The 14,414-nt window shown below is 74.2% G+C and carries 16 protein-coding genes; 6 read left to right on the forward strand and 10 right to left on the reverse strand.

Annotated features, from left to right (window positions below; all coding sequences use genetic code 11):
- Positions 1–22: 22 nt before the first annotated feature.
- The gene (locus ACYP53_RS38600) at positions 23–1,237 is read left to right on the forward strand and encodes an alpha/beta hydrolase family protein (RefSeq protein ID WP_459650820.1); all 1,215 of its coding nucleotides are present in this window, start codon (positions 23–25) and stop codon (positions 1,235–1,237) included.
- Positions 1,238–1,397: 160 nt separating this feature from the next.
- Here ACYP53_RS38600 and ACYP53_RS38605 read toward each other — a convergent pair whose 3' ends face one another.
- On the reverse strand, positions 1,398–1,901 hold the full coding sequence (locus ACYP53_RS38605; protein ID WP_459650821.1) for a MarR family transcriptional regulator: 504 nt from the start codon (positions 1,899–1,901) through the stop codon (positions 1,398–1,400).
- 95 nt (positions 1,902–1,996) lie between these two features.
- Between ACYP53_RS38605 and ACYP53_RS38610 the strand changes: the two genes are divergently transcribed.
- Positions 1,997–2,386 carry an HGxxPAAW family protein gene (locus ACYP53_RS38610; RefSeq protein ID WP_229928323.1) on the forward strand — a complete coding sequence of 130 codons (390 nt, stop codon included), beginning with the start codon at positions 1,997–1,999 and terminating at the stop codon, positions 2,384–2,386.
- Positions 2,387–2,392: 6 nt separating this feature from the next.
- On the opposite strand, the gene ACYP53_RS38615 is transcribed toward ACYP53_RS38610, so the two are convergent.
- Positions 2,393–2,767, reverse strand: coding sequence for a winged helix-turn-helix transcriptional regulator (locus ACYP53_RS38615; protein ID WP_268256530.1), 375 nt, complete (start codon positions 2,765–2,767; stop codon positions 2,393–2,395).
- A 48-nt stretch (positions 2,768–2,815) separates the two neighbouring features.
- Between ACYP53_RS38615 and ACYP53_RS38620 the strand changes: the two genes are divergently transcribed.
- Positions 2,816–3,214: a YybH family protein gene (locus tag ACYP53_RS38620; RefSeq protein ID WP_459650822.1), complete on the forward strand. Its 399-nt coding sequence runs from the start codon at positions 2,816–2,818 to the stop codon at positions 3,212–3,214.
- 34 nt (positions 3,215–3,248) lie between these two features.
- On the opposite strand, the gene ACYP53_RS38625 is transcribed toward ACYP53_RS38620, so the two are convergent.
- The 4 genes from ACYP53_RS38625 to ACYP53_RS38640 form a co-directional block, all read right to left on the reverse strand.
- Complete coding sequence (locus ACYP53_RS38625; RefSeq protein ID WP_459650823.1) at positions 3,249–4,115, reverse strand: hypothetical protein; 867 nt, start codon at positions 4,113–4,115, stop codon at positions 3,249–3,251.
- Positions 4,116–4,223: 108 nt separating this feature from the next.
- A complete protein-coding gene (locus tag ACYP53_RS38630; protein ID WP_459650824.1) occupies positions 4,224–4,904 on the reverse strand; it encodes a hypothetical protein in 681 nt (226 codons plus the stop codon).
- Positions 4,905–5,215: 311 nt separating this feature from the next.
- Positions 5,216–5,773, reverse strand: coding sequence for a PadR family transcriptional regulator (locus tag ACYP53_RS38635; RefSeq protein ID WP_459650825.1), 558 nt, complete (start codon positions 5,771–5,773; stop codon positions 5,216–5,218).
- A 214-nt stretch (positions 5,774–5,987) separates the two neighbouring features.
- The gene (locus ACYP53_RS38640; protein WP_459650826.1) at positions 5,988–8,030 is read right to left on the reverse strand and encodes an oxidoreductase; all 2,043 of its coding nucleotides are present in this window, start codon (positions 8,028–8,030) and stop codon (positions 5,988–5,990) included.
- 339 nt (positions 8,031–8,369) lie between these two features.
- Here ACYP53_RS38640 and ACYP53_RS38645 point away from each other — a divergent pair, with 339 nt between their 5' ends.
- A complete protein-coding gene (locus ACYP53_RS38645; protein ID WP_459650827.1) occupies positions 8,370–9,638 on the forward strand; it encodes an FAD binding domain-containing protein in 1,269 nt (422 codons plus the stop codon).
- A gap of 98 nt (positions 9,639–9,736) precedes the next feature.
- Here the strand turns inward: ACYP53_RS38645 and ACYP53_RS38650 are convergent, their stop codons facing one another.
- Together ACYP53_RS38650 and ACYP53_RS38655 are read right to left on the reverse strand one after the other, a co-directional pair.
- Positions 9,737–10,312 (reverse strand): TerD family protein, encoded by a 576-nt coding sequence (locus tag ACYP53_RS38650; RefSeq protein WP_189913995.1) that lies wholly within the window; start codon positions 10,310–10,312, stop codon positions 9,737–9,739.
- A 171-nt stretch (positions 10,313–10,483) separates the two neighbouring features.
- Complete coding sequence (locus ACYP53_RS38655; protein WP_459650828.1) at positions 10,484–10,879, reverse strand: hypothetical protein; 396 nt, start codon at positions 10,877–10,879, stop codon at positions 10,484–10,486.
- Between the two features lie 265 nt (positions 10,880–11,144).
- Between ACYP53_RS38655 and ACYP53_RS38660 the strand changes: the two genes are divergently transcribed.
- Entirely contained in the window at positions 11,145–11,438 is a 294-nt protein-coding gene (locus tag ACYP53_RS38660) for a hypothetical protein (protein WP_189913997.1), read from the forward strand.
- A gap of 116 nt (positions 11,439–11,554) precedes the next feature.
- Complete coding sequence (locus tag ACYP53_RS38665) at positions 11,555–12,091, forward strand: hypothetical protein (RefSeq protein ID WP_459650829.1); 537 nt, start codon at positions 11,555–11,557, stop codon at positions 12,089–12,091.
- Here the strand turns inward: ACYP53_RS38665 and ACYP53_RS38670 are convergent.
- On the reverse strand, positions 12,079–13,785 hold the full coding sequence (locus tag ACYP53_RS38670; protein WP_459650830.1) for a glycerol-3-phosphate dehydrogenase/oxidase: 1,707 nt from the start codon (positions 13,783–13,785) through the stop codon (positions 12,079–12,081). The genes ACYP53_RS38665 and ACYP53_RS38670 overlap by 13 nt on opposite strands.
- The gene (locus ACYP53_RS38675) at positions 13,782–14,399 is read right to left on the reverse strand and encodes a TetR/AcrR family transcriptional regulator (protein WP_189913999.1); all 618 of its coding nucleotides are present in this window, start codon (positions 14,397–14,399) and stop codon (positions 13,782–13,784) included. The genes ACYP53_RS38670 and ACYP53_RS38675 overlap by 4 nt, the downstream gene beginning before the upstream one ends.
- Positions 14,400–14,414 lie beyond the last annotated feature (15 nt).

The following is a 14,414-nucleotide window of genomic DNA, read 5'->3' on the forward strand; positions in this document are numbered from 1 at the left end:
TTCCGACCCGACGCGTCGTCACATGCTGCGCGCCGCACTGGCGCTGGGCGCCGTCGCGCCGCTCGGACTCGCCGACACCGCCTGGGGCGCGCCCGCCCGCTCCGCCGCGTCCGCCCCGTCCTCCGCCCCCGGTTCCGCCGTCACCGGTTCCGCCGCGCCCGCCCGGCTCACCCTCCCCGCGCCCACCGGCCCGTACCCGGTCGGCATGGTGCCGCTCCACCTGCGCGACACCTCCCGCCCCGACCCGATCGCCGGGCCCGGACGATTCCGCGAACTGATGGCCACCGTCTGGTACCCGGCCCGGTGCGCCGACTCCGACGCGTACCCGCTCGCCCCCTGGATGACCGACGGCGCAATGCGCGCCTTCCTCGCCGACACCGGCTTCCCGCTCGACCCCTCCCTGGCCCCGCTCACCGCCGGCCACCAGGGCGCGCCCGTCCACCGGACCGGCCACCGGCTGCCCGTCATCGTCTTCTCGCACGGTTCGGGCAGCCACCGCGGCGACCACACGGTCATCTGCCAGGAACTCGCCGCTCACGGCTACGCCGTCGTCACCGTCGACCACACCCACGACTGCTTCACGGAGTTCCCCGACGGCACCGTCTCCACCCCGGACGACCGCGTCCCCATGTACCCCCGGGACTACGCCGCCGACCTCCGCTTCCTGCTCGACCTCGTCGACGACCTCGCCGCCGGCCGCAACCCCGACGTCGACCGGCGCGCCCTCCCGGCCGGCCTGCTCGGCGGCCTCGACCCGGACACCGTCGGCGCGTTCGGCTGGTCCAAGGGCGGCACCGCCACCGCCCTCGCCATGGGCGCCGACCCGCGCATCCGCGCCGGGCTCGCCGTCGACGCGCCGCTGATCGCGAACCCCGCCCCCACCGCCGACCTCGACCGGCCGTTCATGCTGATGACCGCCAGGTGGGCCCGCGCCACCAACCCCGCCGCCGAGACCTTCTGGACCCACCTGCGCGGCTGGCGGCTCGACGTCCAGGCCACCGGCGCCGTCCACCTCTCGTACGGCGACAACATGACGCTGATCCCGCAGGCCGGCAAGCTGCTCGGGATGACCGAGCAGCAGATCCAGTCCCAGGTCGGCACCCTCGACCCCGACCGCGGCATCCGCATCCAGCAGGCCTACCCGCTCGCCTTCTTCGACCTCCACCTGCGCCACCGCGGCCGCCACCTGCTCGACGGGCCGTCGGCGGGCTTCCCGGAGGTCGTCTTCCACCCGTAGCCCGCCCGCGGGCCACGTCGTTCGCGCGTCGGCGGCCCATGCCGTTCCGGCGTCGGCGGCCGCCAGGTGTTCGCCCCGGCGGCCGTCCCGTCCGCGCCCCGGGGCCGTACGGCGTCCCGCGGCGCTGCGGCGTGCGGGGGCCGTACGGCATCCCGGGGCGCTACGGCGCCCCGGGGCCCTGCGGCGTCCCGGTCCGGACCTCCTCCAGCGACTCCGCCAGTACCTCCCTGGCGCGGGTGAACCAGTCGGTGATCACCGCGATCTCGTCCGGCGTGTAGTCGGCGAACAGCGCGCCGATCCGCTGGTAGAAGGGCCCGTAGACCTGGAGGACGCGCTCCTGCGCGCCGTCCGCCATGACCACGCGCACCCGCCGCCGGTCACCGGGGTCGGCCTCCCGGTGGGCGTACCCGGCCTTCTCCAGCCGGTTGAGCACCCCGGTCACCGCCCCGGTGGTCAGCTGGGCCCGCTCGGCGAGGTCGCCGGCGGCCAGCGGTTCGCCGGCCGTCGCGGCCTCGATGACGAAGCCGAGGCAGGTCAGGTCGGTGACGTTGAGCCCGAGCCCGGCGGCGATGTCCTGCTGGCCGAACTGGGCCAGCGCGATCATGCGGTCCATCGAGTACTGCGCCTGCTCGGGCGTCGCCTGGGGGCGCGGCTTGCCCTTCACCCAACTTCTCCTTAGCATCTAAGTTACTTAGCTCGTGAGATAAACGACCTGGGTCGCCCACCGGCACCCACCCATCTCACACCACCGGAGGAGACATGCGCGCACACGGCGATCACGACATGGGGCACACCGTCGCCGGCTGGACCGGCTCCACCATCGCCGTCCTCGGCTTCGCCGTCGCCGGCGCGGCCCTCGTCCTCGGCTCGGCCGCCGGACTCTGGGCCGGCGGCGCCCTGACCGCCCTCGGTGCCGTCGCCGCCTGGCTGCTCCACCTCGCCGGCCGGGGCAAACCCACCGGCCCACGCCCGCCCCACCTCCGCCACTGGCGCACCCCGGACCCCGCCGGACGCCACGGCCACCCCGACTGCCTCGGCTGCCGCCTCGCCGGACGCCGACCGGTGACCGCGGGGGTCGCGGGGGTCACAGGGGCCGGCGCGACCCCGGGCGCCGTGCCCGCCGGGCAGCGCGTCCGCGCCGACGCCTGACCGCGATCACGGCGCCGAGGACAGCGCCACACCCGTCCGGTACAGCTCCACCAACAACGGGCGGAGCGCCTCCCCGGCCGGCGTCAACCGGTACAGCGTCCGCACCGGAAAACCCGCGACCCGCTCGCGCGCCACCAACTCCCGCTCCCCCAGCGCCTGCAGACGCTCGGCGAGCACCTTCGAGCTGATCTCCGGCAGCCGCCCGCGCAACTCCCCGTACGAGGCGGAGCCGTGCATCAACTCCCGCAGCACCAACGTCGTCCACCGGCCCGCCACCGCCGCCAGCGCCACCTCCACCGGACAGCCCGCCTCCGGCCGCGCCGTACGGCCACGGCCGTCCGGCACCAACTCCGCGTCCCAGCGGCGGCCTTCGGCCCGCACGTCGCTTCCCGTTTGGTGACCTACGACGCGCCCGTCTTCACTGCTCGCATGACTCACCCCACCAGCCTCCCCGCGAGCACCGACCCGGCACAACACCCGGCCGTCTTCGCCGCCGCCTTCAACTCCGGCGACCCGGCGCTGCTCGCCCGGGTCTACGAACCCGGAGCCGTCTTCGTCCCCGCCCCCGGCACCACCACCACCGGCCCCGACCTCCAGCGCGCCACCGCCGAGTTCCTCGCCCTCGGCCTGCCGATCACCGTCCGCCCCCGGCACACCTACGTCGCCGACGACATCGCCCTGCTCATCGTCGACTGGGAGATCACCGGCACCACCCCCGACGGCACCCCCGTCCACCTCACCGGCACCGCCACCGACGTCGCCCGCCGCGACCCGGCCGGCCACTGGCACTACGTCATCGACAACCCGTTCGGCACCGCCGGATCCTGACCCGGATCCTGACCCGGCGCCGACCGGCCGGCCGTCAGCCGGCCCGCTCCTTCGGGTTGACCGCGCAGAAGTAGACCCGGCTGGTCCGCCGGTCGAAGTAGAAGCTGCCCGTGTAGTGGTCCCAGGTGACCGACCGGTCGAACAGCTCGCTGTGCAGCCAGTTCGCGGGCTCCCCCAGTTCGGCGGCGAGCTCGTCGGGGACGGGGCAGGAGATGTGCTCCTCCTTCCAGGTGCCGGTCGATGTGACGGCCGCCAGCTTCGCCGGATCCACCGTGGCGAAGCCGTCCACCGTCACATCGGTCGGCCCGGGAACCGCCGGGCGGGGGTCCGGGCTCCCCAGGGCGGCACCGATCCACCGCGCCTTCGACAGCTCGCCCAGCTCCGGGAAGCGGCGCCGCAACGGGTCGACGTCCGTACGGATCTGCCGCTTCGGCGACGCGAACGCCGTCGGAAGTCCCGGGCCGACCCGGAGGAAGTGCGTGCCGCCGATCCCCAGATCGCCCAGCATCAGCGCCTCCACGCCGTCGTGCTTGCCGTACTGCAGGTACTTCTCACACGTCAGCGAGCCGTCCACGGAGGCGAGTCGGACGAACGCGCCGTACCCGGCATCGTCGACCCGGCCGTGCCGCCAGGTGCCGGTGAACCTCACCCCCGCCGCGGACTCGTCCCCGCGGCACGCGGCCGGGACCAGGGTCACCTCCCCCAGCCGGCCGTCCTCCAGGAACTCGATCGAGCCGGCCTGCTCCGCCCGCCACACCCCGACCACCGGCGCCGTGACCTTCGCCACCGTGCAGGAGGTCAGCGCCGACAGGGCGACGGCCAGGGCAACGGCCAGGACGAGGAGCGGAACGGGCGCCCTGGTGCTGAGACTTGGGCGAGTGTTCGACCGCAGGAAGTCCATGAGCCGATCATCGCACCGGCTCCGGCGCCCTCCGCCTACCCCGTCTACCCGGCATCCGGGGGCGTCCTCCCGGATGCCCCCGGGGTCGGGTAGGCGGAGGGCCCCGGCTCAGACCCGCATGTCCTGGGTGGCGGCGACGGTGGACGGGGCGGTGCTGCCGGCCTTGGCGCCGAGGATGCGTTCGACCTTGGCGACGGCGGTGCGGTACTGCATCGAGGCCGCCTGCGAGGAGGCGCCCTCGCGCTGGAAGTAGCCGAAGGCCAGCGCGACGGTACCGAAGCGCTCGATGCCGAGGTAGGCGTTGAGCTGGACGCCGGCCAGGGTGCCGTCCAGCCGGACGGCGGGCGCGTCCTGTCGGTCGCCGAGGGCGACCGGGGTGACGGTGAAGGTCACGGTGTCCCCGATGCCGGCGTTGAAGGTGATGGTGTGACAGCTCCGGAGAGCGTCGGCGACGGCGTTGAAGTCGCTGGTGAGCCGGTCGGACGGCTCGGCGGTGAGGGCCTCCGTCACCATCGGGTTGCCGTCCGGGCCGTCGAACTCGGCCTCCGCCCGCGGGTTCGTGGGGCTCGGCTGGGTGGCGTGCATGTTGATCAGGGCGCTGAGCGCGTCACAGCCGCTGACCGGGCTCGGGTTCTGCTCCGGGCTGGGGCTCTGCGGGACGGGCACCTCGCTGTAGCCCGGGCCGAGGTCGGCTGCGGTCAGCAGGGCCGATCTCAGCTGGTCGGCGGAGGGGAGCTCCTGGGCGGGTGCGGCCGACGCCAGCTGGGCCGGGCCCAGAGCGACCGCCACGACGACGGCCGCGGCGGTGACAGCGTGGAAAGGCCTCGGAAGAGACATGCGGGCCCCCGGTCGAGAGTTCGGGCAGGGACAGGAGACCAGTGTCCCACCGGGTGCCGGTCAGGGCGCGCGGGGCGGCCATCGGCGCAGGTCACGACCGGTTCGGTGGTCATCAGCGGAGCTCATGGGGGGCGGTGTGAGCGGGGCTCATGGGGCGCTGATGAGCAGGTCTCATGGGGGCGTCATGAGCAGGTCTCATGAGGGGTGCCATGCGTACGAGGGGTGCCATGAGGACGTCTCATGGCGGACGCGATGAGCAGGTCTCATACGGGATCCGATGAGCGGGACTCATCGGACGCCAGCGTCTCGACGGTCTCGGCGAGCCACTCCACCCAGAACGTCTCCAGCCCGATGCCGGCCCGCAGCACCGCGTGCTGGAGCCGGTTCTCGCCGTCCGCCCGCTCGGCCGGGAAGTCCCGCCGCTCGATCTCCAGGTAGTCGGCCAGCTGCGCGCGGTGGAGCACCAGGTGCCGCTCCAGCTCGGCGGCCAGGCCGTCCGTACCGACCACCGCGGCCGCCCGCAGCCGCAGCAGCAGCGGCTCCCGGACGGCCCGCGGTCCCGCACCCTCGGCCGTCCAGCGGGCCAGTTCGGCGCGGCCGTCCGGCAGGACCTCGTACTCCTTCTTCTGCCCGCGCACCGGCCCGTCCGGCTGGAGGGCCCGGATCTGTCCGGAGGCCTCCAGCCGGCCCAGCTCGCGGTAGATCTGCTGGTGGGTGGCGGGCCAGAAGAAGCCGATCGACTTGTCGAACCGCCTGGTCAGCTCCAGCCCCGAGGACGGCTTCTCCAGCAGGGCGGTGAGGATGGCGTGCGGCAGCGACATGCCGACGATCCTAGAGGCGCCCGGACGGGCCACCCGGACGCGGCCATGAGCAGGTCTCATGCACCTCGCCATGAGGAAGTCTCATGCCCGCAGCCCATGAGCGGGCCTCATGAGCGGCGGGCATGAGCGGACCTCATGTACGGCACGCATGAAGAGGTCTCATGCGCGCCGCCCCCATGAGCGGGCCTCATGGCGGCCCCACCTCATGAGCGGGTCACATGGCCGCCGCCAGCTCGGTGCCCTGCTTGATGGCCCGCTTGGCGTCCAGCTCGGCGGCCACGTCGGCGCCACCGATCAGGTGCACCGCCAGTCCACGCTCGCGCAGCGCGTCGTACAGGTCGCGGCGCGGCTCCTGGCCGGTGCAGAGCACCACGGTGTCGACGGGCAGCAGCTGGCGCTCGCCGTCGACGGTGATGTGCAGGCCGGCGTCGTCGATCAGGTCGTACGTCACGCCGGGGACCATCACCACGCCGCGGTGCTTGAGCTCGGTGCGGTGGATCCACCCGGTGGTCTTGCCGAGCCCGGCGCCGACCTTGCCGGTCTTGCGCTGCAGCAGGTGGACGCTGCGCGGGGGCTTCGGTCGCTCCGGGACGCGCAGGCCGCCGCGCTCGCGGTACTCCGGGTCGATGCCCCACTTCGCCTGGAAGACCGACGGGTTGAGGCTCGCCTGGTCCCCCTGGTCGGTGAGGAACTCTGCCACGTCGAAGCCGATGCCGCCCGCGCCGAGGATGGCGACGCGTTCGCCGACGGGCGCGCCGTCGCGCAGCACGTCGAGGTAGCCGACCACACTCGGGTGGTCGATGCCCGGGATGTCGGCGGGGGTCCGCGGGCTGACGCCGGTGGCGAGGACGATCTCGTCGTAGCCCGCCCCGGCGAGCTGCTCGGCGGTGGCGGTGGCGCCGAGGCGCAGGGTGACGCCCAGTTCGGCGAGCCGGGTGCGGTAGTAGCGCAGCGTCTCGTCGAACTCCTCCTTGCCGGGGATGCGCCGGGCCACGTTCAGCTGTCCGCCGACGGTGTCGGCGGCGTCGTGCAGCGTGACGTCGTGGCCGCGTTCGGCGGCGGAGACGGCGAAGGCGAGGCCGGCCGGGCCCGCCCCGACGACGCCGACGCGCTTGCGCAGCTTGGTGGGCGCGAGGACGAGTTCGGTCTCGTGGCAGGCGCGCGGGTTGACCAGGCAGGAGGTGATCTGGAGGTTGAAGGTGTGGTCGAGGCAGGCCTGGTTGCAGCCGATGCAGGTGTTGATGGCGTCGGCGCGGTCGTCACGGGCCTTGGCGACGAAGTCGGCGTCGGCGAGCAGCGGGCGCGCCATCGAGACCAGGTCGGCGCTGCCGTCGGCGAGCAACCGCTCGGCGGTCTCGGGGGTGTTGATGCGGTTGGAGGTGACCAGCGGGATGCCGACCTTGCCCATGACCTTCTTGGTCACCCAGGCGAAGGCGCCGCGCGGCACCGAGGTGGCGATGGTCGGGATGCGGGCCTCGTGCCAGCCGATGCCGCTGTTGATGACGGTCGCACCGGCGGCCTCGACGGCCTGGGCCAGCAGGACCACCTCGTCGAGGGTGGAGCCGCCCGGCACCAGGTCCAGCATGGAGAGGCGGTAGACGATGATGAAGTCCTCGCCGACCCGCTCGCGGACCCGGCGGACGATCTCGACCGGGAAGCGCATCCGCCGCTCGTACGGTCCGCCCCACTCGTCGTCCCGGTGGTTGGTCGCGGCGACGATGAACTCGTTGACGAGGTAGCCCTCGGAGCCCATGATCTCGACGCCGTCGTACCCGGCGCGGCGGGCGAGTTCGGCGCAGCGGGCGAAGTCCTCGATGGTCTGCTCGACCTGCTCGGCGGTGAGTTCGTTGGGCACGAAGGGGCTGATCGGCGCCTGGACGGCGCTGGGGGCGACCAGGTCGCGGTGGTAGGCGTAGCGGCCGAAGTGCAGGATCTGCAGGGCGATCTTGCCGCCGGCGGCGTGCACCGCGTCGGTGACCACGCGGTGCTTGTCGGCCTCCTCCTCGGTGGTCAGCATCGCGCCGCCCTCCCAGGGGCGCCCGGCCTCGTTGGGGGCGATGCCGCCGGTGACGATCAGGCCGACGCCGCCGCGGGCGCGCTCGGCGTAGAAGGCGGCCATCCGCTCGTAGCCGCCGGGGGCCTCCTCCAGGCCGACGTGCATCGAGCCCATGATCACGCGGTTGGGCAGGGTGGTGAAGCCGAGGTCGAGCGGGCTGAGCAGGTGCGGGTAGCGGCTGCTGCCGGGGGTGGCGCTCATCGACGTCTCCTGGGGCGCGGGCTGGGGGCGGGTCGGGTCCTGGTTACCGCAGGGTAGGGGACGGGTCGAGCCCTATGCAACTAGTTGCATAAAGCCGGAACCGGCCTCCCGCCACCCCCGTCCGCCCCGCCCCCGTCCGCCCCGCCCTCGTCCGCCCCGTTGTCCCGGAACACCCCGATGCCCCCGAACACCCCGCCACGGCCGGACGGGCCGCGTATCGTCGTGTCCCGGACAGCACCGGCCCGGAACCGCAGGCCCGGTCACGACCCGCACCACGGGCACGCGACCACGCGCCGCGACCACGGGCACGGAATGGCTCACGCGGGAGAGGGGGCAGCCGTGCGGGGTGGCTCGGTGGCCGTGGTCGGGGGCAGCATCGCCGGGAGCGCGTTCGCCGGGGCCGCCGCCCGGCTGGGCGCGGAACGGGTCGTGGTGCTGGAACGCAGCCCGGGCCGGCTGGAGGACCGCGGTGTGGGAATCTGCACCCACAACGACCGCTTCGACGAACTGGTCCGCGCCGGCCACCTCGCCGCGGACACCCGCCGGCACCGCCTCACCGTCCGCCGCTGGGTCACCCGGGGGCCGGCCGGCAAGGGCGACGGCCCGGACGGACGCGGACGGCTGCTCTGGGACCAGCCGTTCCCCTTCCACTCCCACCACTGGGCCGTCCTCTGGCAGGCCCTGCGCGAGCGGACGCCCGCCCGGGTCGAATACCGGCTGGGCACCACCGTCACCGCGGTCGGGAACGACGGGGATGACGGGAACGACGGGGGTGCCTGGACCGAGGACGCCGACGGCGGCCGCGAGCCGTACGACCTGGTGATCGGCGCGGACGGCTACCGCTCGGTGGTGCGCGCCGCCGTCTGCCCGCAGGCCGCGCCCGAGTACGCCGGGTACGTGTGCTGGCGCGGCAGCTACGACACCGCGCTGCTGGACGAACTGCCCGGCGGGGCCGCAGCCTGGCCCGAGGAGGAGTGCATCACCGCCTGCTACCGCGGCGGACAGGTCGTGATCTACCGCATCCCCGGGCTCGAACCCGGCCGCACCCAGGTGAACTGGGTCTTCTACGCGCCCACCCCCGCCTGGCTCCACCCGGACGGCGCGACCAGCGTCCCGGCGGGCGCCCTCACCGAGGGGCGGCTGGACGAACTGCGGCAGCTCGCCGAACGGCACCTGCCGCCGTACTGGGCCGGGGTCGTCACCCTCACCCCGCGCGAACGGACCCTGCTGCAGCCCGTCTACGACCTGGTGGCCCCGCACCGCACGGCCGGACGGCTGCTCATCGGCGGGGACGCGGCCACCGTCGTGCGCCCGCACAACACCAGCGGCGCGGTGAAGGCCCTGCAGGACGCGCACGCCTTCGAGCGGGCGGGCACGGGAGCGGCCGGCTCCTGGTCGGCCCTGCTGGCCGCGTACGACCGCGAACGCAGCGCGGCCGGACGGGAGTTGGTGGACCTGGGCCGGACCCTCGGCCGGGCCCAGGTCACCGAGGCGCCGGACTGGTCCGCCATGGACGGGCCGGCGATGGCCGCCTGGTGGCAGCACCAGCTCACCGGCAGCGGGGGCTTCGGCGGCCACGCGCTCGGACGGACCGAGCCCTCCTCATGACCGCCGACAACCCCCGCCGGCTCGGCCGAACCAGCTGGCTCAGCCGGTTCGGCCGACTCGGCCGGGTCGACCCGACGGCGCGGACTCCGCCGTGACCGTCAGACGTTGACGCCGTAGTCGGTCGCGATGCCGCGCAGGCCGGAGGCGTAACCCTGGCCGATGGCACGGAACTTCCACTCGGCGCCGTTGCGGTACAGCTCGCCGAAGACCATCGCGGTCTCGGTGGAGGCGTCCTCGCTCAGGTCGTAGCGCGCGACCTCCTGGCCGTTGGCCTGGTTGACGATCCGGATGAACGCGTTGCGGACCTGGCCGAAGTTCTGCAGCCGGGCGTCGGCGTCGTAGATCGACACCGGGAACACCACCTTGGCCACGTCGGCCGGCACCCGGTCCAGGTCGACCTTGATCTGCTCGTCGTCGCCGTCGCCGCCACCGGTCAGGTTGTCGCCACTGTGCTCGACCGAACCCTCGGGGCTGCGAAGGTTGTTGAAGAACACGAAGTGCTGGTCCGAGATCACCTTCCCGAGCGCGTTGCACAGCAGCGCGCTGGCGTCCAGGTCGTAGTCGGCCCCGGTGGTGGTACGCACGTCCCAGCCGAGACCGACGATCACGGCGCTCAGACCGGGCGCCTCCTTGCTCAGCGAGACGTTGCCGCCCTTGGCCAGCGAAACTCCCACAATGCCCTCCTCGGATCTCTCCCTACGGACGAATCTACAACACTGTAGAGATCACGAGAATCCGCCTGCGGTCGGGCTCCGCCCCGGGAATTTCTCGGGGCGGATTCAGGGGCTCCGCCGGGAACCGATCGTGATGCCCACCCAGCTGTCGATGCCCACGTGCCCGGCGGTTCACACCGGCCCGTCGATCGAGATCCGCAGCGCGCCGTTCTCGGCCGACGCGCGACGGCCCCAGTCCAGCAGCACCCGCAGCAGCGCGCTCTCGCCCTCCGGCAGCCGCGCGAGGTCCACCTGCTCGATCTCCCGGACCAGTGCGGCCACCGCCGAGCCCTTGATCCGCGTGGTGTCGTCGATGTCCGGCTCGTACCGGACCAATGTCGGCAGGCTCCGCGCGCCCAGGCGCCGCAGGACCGCCCGCATCGCGCCGCCGTCCGCGTACCGCTCCAGCGGTCCGGACCCGGCCGCCGGACCCGCCGAACGGCCGGTCCTGATCCGCACCGCCACCCGGTACAGCGCCAGGACGTACTCCTCGTCCGCCAGCTCGTCCCCGTACTCGTACGGTCGCATCCCGCACCCCTCCCTCCGTACACCGATGACCGTACCGGGCGGCCGTCCACGGCACGGCCGGTACGGAGCAGCCAGGAGGAAGGCCCGGACCGGCCCGCACCGGTCGGGGCCGGCCTGGATCCGCCGGGATCGGCCGGGACGCCGGGGCGGGGCGGCCGACCTAGACTGGCGGTGGATCCGCCGATTCCCGGCCCCCTGATTCCGGTCCCCGACTCCCGGCCCCTCATCCCCGGCCCCGGTCGCGGCGCCCTCGCGGGAGGTTCCCATGCGCCAGCGGTACAGCTTCCACGTCGACCAGGGCGGACACTCCGTGACCGTCAACGTCCGCTCCGGCTGGATCACCGAGACCGAGCTGCTGGTGGACGGCAAGGAGTGCGGCTTCCACCGGGTCCACGGGCACGGCAAGTACCCGCTGACCCTCGCCGCCCAGCTGGCCGAGGAACCGCCGCGGCCGCTCAAGGTCACCCTGGACCGGACCGGCACGACCGAGCACCCGCTCTCCTGCGTCCTGGACCTGGCCGGCGCCGAACACCCCATGCCGGAGAAGACGTCCCGCTGACGGCCCCGGGCCGGACGGTTCGCCCCTGAATACCACGGAACGTTACGATTTCCCGTCCGCACGCCTCGGGTCCTTCCCGGGCCGCCCCCGCCCCGAACCCCGACGAGAGCCGCCGCATGACCACCCCCGCCGTCCCGGCCGCCCCCGCCGTCCCCGCCACGCCCGAGGCCTCCGAAGCCTTCGGCGCCCTGCTGCGCGAGGCGATGACCGGCGCCGAGCGCTTCGGCCACCGCCAGCACGTCCGCCTCACCTGGCTCGCCGTGCGCCGCCACGGTGCCGGCGCCGCCCTCGACCTGATCGCCGACGGCATCCTGCGCACCGCGACCGCGGCCGGGGCGCCCGGGAAGTTCCACGTCACCATGACCCGGGCCTGGGTCGAGCTGGTGGCCCACCACGTCGGCGACGCGCCGGACTCCGAGCGGCACGAGGGCCTTGAGGGCCGCGAGAACCACGAGGCCTCGACGTGCTTCAAGGACTTCAAGGAGTCCGAGGGGTTCGAGGAGTTCGCCGCCCGGCACCCCGAGCTGCTCGACAAGGAACTGCTCGCCCGCCACTACCGGCCCGGGACGCTCGCGGACGAGCGCGCCCGGACCACCTGGGTCGAACCGGACCTCGCCCCCTTCCCGCGGGCCGTTCCGGTTCAGCCCTCCTGACGCTCCGCCAGGATCTCCTCGACCGCCGACCGCGCCCGGTCGGCGTCCCGGGCGACCAGTCCGATCCGGGTGCGGCGGTCGAGCACGTCGGCGGCGTCCAGCGCGCCCTCGTGGGTGACGGCGTACGCGATCTCGGCGCGGGTCACGTCCAGGCCCTCCACCAGCGGCGCCGAGTCGCCCGCGGCCAGCACCTCGTGGGCGGCGCCGCCGTGCCGGGCGAGCAGCGAGGCGGGCGCCTCCCGTACGGGCAGGGGGCGGCTGTCCCGGTGCCCCGGTGCGCCGACCAGCGGCAGCCGGGCCGTCCAGCAGGCACGGGCGGGCAGGCCGCGCAGCCGGACGGCGGTGTCCACCGCGTCCTGGGCCATCCGACGGTAGGTGGTGAGCTTGCCGCCGACCACGGTGACCACCCCGGACGGGGACTCCAGCACCGCGTGCTCGCGCGAGATGTCGGCGGTGCTGCCGCCCCCGGTGTCGATCAACGGACGCAGTCCGGCGTAGGCGCCGATGACGTCCGCCCTGGTCAGCGCGGTGGCGAGGGCGGTGTTGACGGTGTCGAGGAGGAAGGCCAGCTCGGCTTCGGTGGGCTGCGGCTCGTCCGGGACCGGGCCCGGGGCGTCCTCGTCGGTCAGCCCGATCGCGACCCGGCCGAGCTGCTGCGGCAGGGCGAAGACGAAGCGGCTGGTCGAGCCGGGCACCGGCACGGTGAGGGCGGCGGCCGGGTTCCCCAGCATCCCGGCGTCCACCAGGACATGGGTGCCGCGGCTCGGGCGCAGCGTGATCGAGGTGTCCACCTCGCCCGCCCAGACACCGGTGGCGTTGACCACCGCGCCCGCCCGGACGGTCAGTCCCTCGCCGGTGAGGGTGTCGACCAGCCGGGCGGAGGTGCCGGTGACCGCCTCGGCCCGCACCCTGGTCAGCACGCTCGCGCCGTACTGCGCGGCGGTCCGGGCCAGGGCGACCACCAGCCGGGCGTCGTCGACGAGTTGGCCGTCGTGCGCGACCAGCGCGCCGCGCAGGCCCGCGGTCCGGACGGCGGGCACCAGCCGCCGGGTGCGGGCGGCGTCGATCCGGCGCATCCGGGGCAGCAGCGCGCCCGGCGTGCCGGCGCTGACCCGCAGCGCGTCCCCGGCGTGGAAGCCCGCGCGGATCAGCGCGCCCTGCCCGGGGCGCAGCAGGTCCGGGAGCAGCGGCACCAGCTGGGGCAGCGCGCGGATCAGGTGCGGGGCGGTGCGGGTCATCAGCACACCGCGCTCGACCGCGCTCTCCCGGGCCACCTTGATCCGGCCGGAGGCGAGGTAGCGCAGGCCGCCGTGGACCAGCTTGGAACTCCACCGGCTGGTGCCGAAGGCCAGGTCGCGGGACTCGACCAGGACGGTGCGCAGGCCGCGCGAGGCGGCGTCCAGGGCCACCCCGGCGCCGGTGACGCCGCCGCCGATCACCAGCAGGTCGACGTGCGGGTCGTCGCCGAGCGCCCCGAGCTCCAGGGTGCGGCGGGCGGCGTTGAGCCGGCTCGTCCCCGCGAAGGGGCCGACGGCGGGCGTCGTCGCGGGCGTCGGGGTGGGCGTCGTCGCGGGCGTCGGGGTGGGCGTCGTCGCGGGCGTCGGGGTGGGCGTCGTCGCGGGCGTCGGGGTGGGCGTCGTCGGGGTGTGCGCCGTCGCGGGTGCCGGGGTGGGCGCCGGGGTGGGCGTCGTCATGGCGCGAGGTATCCGTTCAGTGCTCTGGCCAGTTCGCGCCGCCAGGCCGCCTCGGGCAGCAGGGAGGCGACCATGCGGTGCGACTGGACGGTGGACTGGGCGATCAGCAGGACCATGGCGGCCAGTTCGAGCGGCTCCCCGGCCCGGATCGAGCCCTGGGCCTGGCCCCGCTCGATGCCGGCGCGCAGCGCCTCCAGCAGGCCGCGCTGGCTCGCGCCGAGCCGCTCGACGACGTACTCGAGCAGCAGGTCGGAGTCGTCGGAGCGGAGCAGCGCGCCGAGCACCGGGTGGTCGCGCAGCCGTACGGAGACCTCGACGACCCGGTCCACGAAGGTCTCGCGGTCCTGGACGTCCAGCTCGGCGCCCTCCAGGGTGAGCAGGATCTCGCGGGTGAGCAGCGCGCCGATCACCGCCCGGACGTCCGGCCAGCGGCGGTAGACCGTCGGCCGACTGACCCCGGCGCGGCGCGCGATCTCGGCCAACTGGGTGCGGCGCACGCCGAGGTGGACGATCAGGTCGGCGGCCGCGTCCAGGATCGCGTCGTCGGTGCTGCGGGTCCCGGTGGTGCCGGGCTGCTCTGCTGCGGTCGCCGGCTCGGCGTTACTACTTGACATGATGTGTGAAACTGT

This window comes from Kitasatospora sp. Ki12 (assembly GCF_054601375.1).